Raw genomic sequence first — 2204 nt, forward strand, 5'->3', positions numbered from 1 at the left:
CGGCCACTGGCGTGAGAGACCGGGCATGACAATGCTGGACAAGACCTATCGGCCTGATGAGGTCGAGAAAAAGATTTACGCCATGTGGGAAGAAGCGGGAGCTTTTTGCGCCGATCCTTCGTCGCCGGCAAAACCATATGCCATCATGATTCCCCCCCCCAATGTGACGGGAAGCCTGCACATGGGGCACGCTCTCAACAACACCCTCCAGGATATCCTGGTCCGCTATAAACGGATGCTGGGCTTTGACGTGCTGTGGCAGCCGGGAACGGACCATGCCGGCATCGCCACCCAGATGGTCGTCGAGCGTCGGCTGGAGGCCGAAGGCAAGACCCGACATGATCTGGGGCGCGACAGGTTTATCGAAAAGATTTGGGAATGGAAGAAACAGTCGGGCGGCGCCATCACCGGCCAACTGCGCCGCCTGGGAGCCTCGTGCGACTGGTCCCGCGAGCGCTTCACCATGGACGAGGGGCTGTCGGCGGCGGTCAGCAAGGTTTTTGTCGATCTTCACAGGAAGGGCCTGATTTATCGCGCCAAGCGTCTGGTCAACTGGGACCCGCTGCTGCACACGGCGATTTCCGATCTGGAAGTAGAGCAGCGCGAAACGCATGGTCATATGTGGTATTTCAAGTACCCGGTCGAGGGAGAACGAGGAACCTTCATCACCATCGGCACCACCCGGCCCGAGACCATGCTCGGCGATACGGCGGTGGCCGTGCATCCCGACGATGAGCGTTATTCAAAGCTGGTGGGCAAGAATTGCGTCCTGCCCATTACCGGTCGCCTTATTCCTGTCGTCGCCGATGAATACGCCGACCCGGAAAAGGGTACGGGCGCGGTGAAGATCACCCCGGCTCATGACTTTAACGACTTCGATGTCGGCATTCGTCACGGCCTGGAAATGATCAATGTTCTCGACCTCAACGCCCGCATGAACGAAAACGCGCCCGAGCGCTACCACGGCGTTGATCGCTACGAAGCGCGGGACGCCATCGTCAAGGAAATGGAAGGGCTTGGGCTTCTCGACAGGATCGAGGACAACCTGATGGTGACCCCCTACGGTGATCGCTCCGGCGTCGTTATCGAGCCGTGGCTTACCGACCAGTGGTTCGTTGACGCCAAGACTCTGGCCGAACCGGCCATCGAGGCGGTAAAGACGGGCCGCATCAGGTTTGTTCCCGGCAACTGGGACAAGACCTACTTCGAGTGGATGAACAACATCCAGCCGTGGTGCATTTCGCGCCAGATATGGTGGGGACACCGCATTCCCGCCTGGTACGGCCCCGACGGCAAGGTCTTTGTTGAACCGGACGAAAAGCAGGCCCTCGCCGCCGCCGAGAAGCACTACGGCGAAAAAACCGCGCTGAAGCGCGACGGGGACGTGCTCGACACCTGGTTTTCTTCGGCGCTGTGGCCGTTCTCGACGCTGGGCTGGCCGAACGAGGCGGAAGAGAAGGTAGTGAGACGCTATTACCCGACGGACGTGCTGGTCACCGGCTTTGATATTATCTTCTTCTGGGTGGCCAGGATGATCATGAGCGGCCTTCACTTTATGAATGAGGTTCCGTTTCATACCGTCTATATCCACGCCCTGGTGCGCGACGAGCAGGGACAGAAGATGTCCAAGTCCAAGGGCAACATCATCGACCCGCTGGACCTGATCGAGAAATTCGGCGCCGATTCCCTGCGCTTTACGCTGGCCGCCATGGCCGCCCAGGGCCGCGACATCAAACTCGCCGAGAGCCGCGTCGAGGGCTATCGCAATTTCGTCACCAAACTGTGGAACGCCTCGCGTTTCTGCCAAATGAACGAATGCCGCCCGCTTTCCGGTTTCGACCCGGCCTCGTGCCGGCTGACGGTCAACCGCTGGATCGTCTCCAAGGTCTCACAAACCGCCGCCGGGACGGCGGAAGCCATTGACGCCTACCGCTTTAACGAGGCCGCCGCCGTTCTCTACCAATTCACCTGGGGAACCTTTTGCGACTGGTATCTGGAACTGTCCAAGCCCATCCTTTTCGGCGATGACCAAACGGCAATCGCCGAGACCAGGGCGACCGCCGCCTGGGCGCTGGACCGCATCCTTGTGCTGTTGCATCCTTTCATGCCCTTCGTCACCGAAGAGTTATGGGGGGCGACAGGGACGCGCCAAGGGTTGTTGATCAAGGAGAAGTGGCTCGCCGCCGATGCGGCCTTGTATGCCG

At 60.0% G+C, this 2204-nt stretch carries 1 pseudogene (only partly in view); it reads left to right on the forward strand.

The features are described 5' to 3' along the window. The first annotated feature begins 25 nt into the window (after positions 1–25). Positions 26–2204, forward strand: a pseudogene (locus A3H92_04715) (valine--tRNA ligase); it runs 388 nt beyond the window's last position.

Source organism: Rhodospirillales bacterium RIFCSPLOWO2_02_FULL_58_16, assembly GCA_001830425.1.
Lineage (GTDB): Bacteria > Pseudomonadota > Alphaproteobacteria > Rhodospirillales > 2-02-FULL-58-16 > 2-02-FULL-58-16.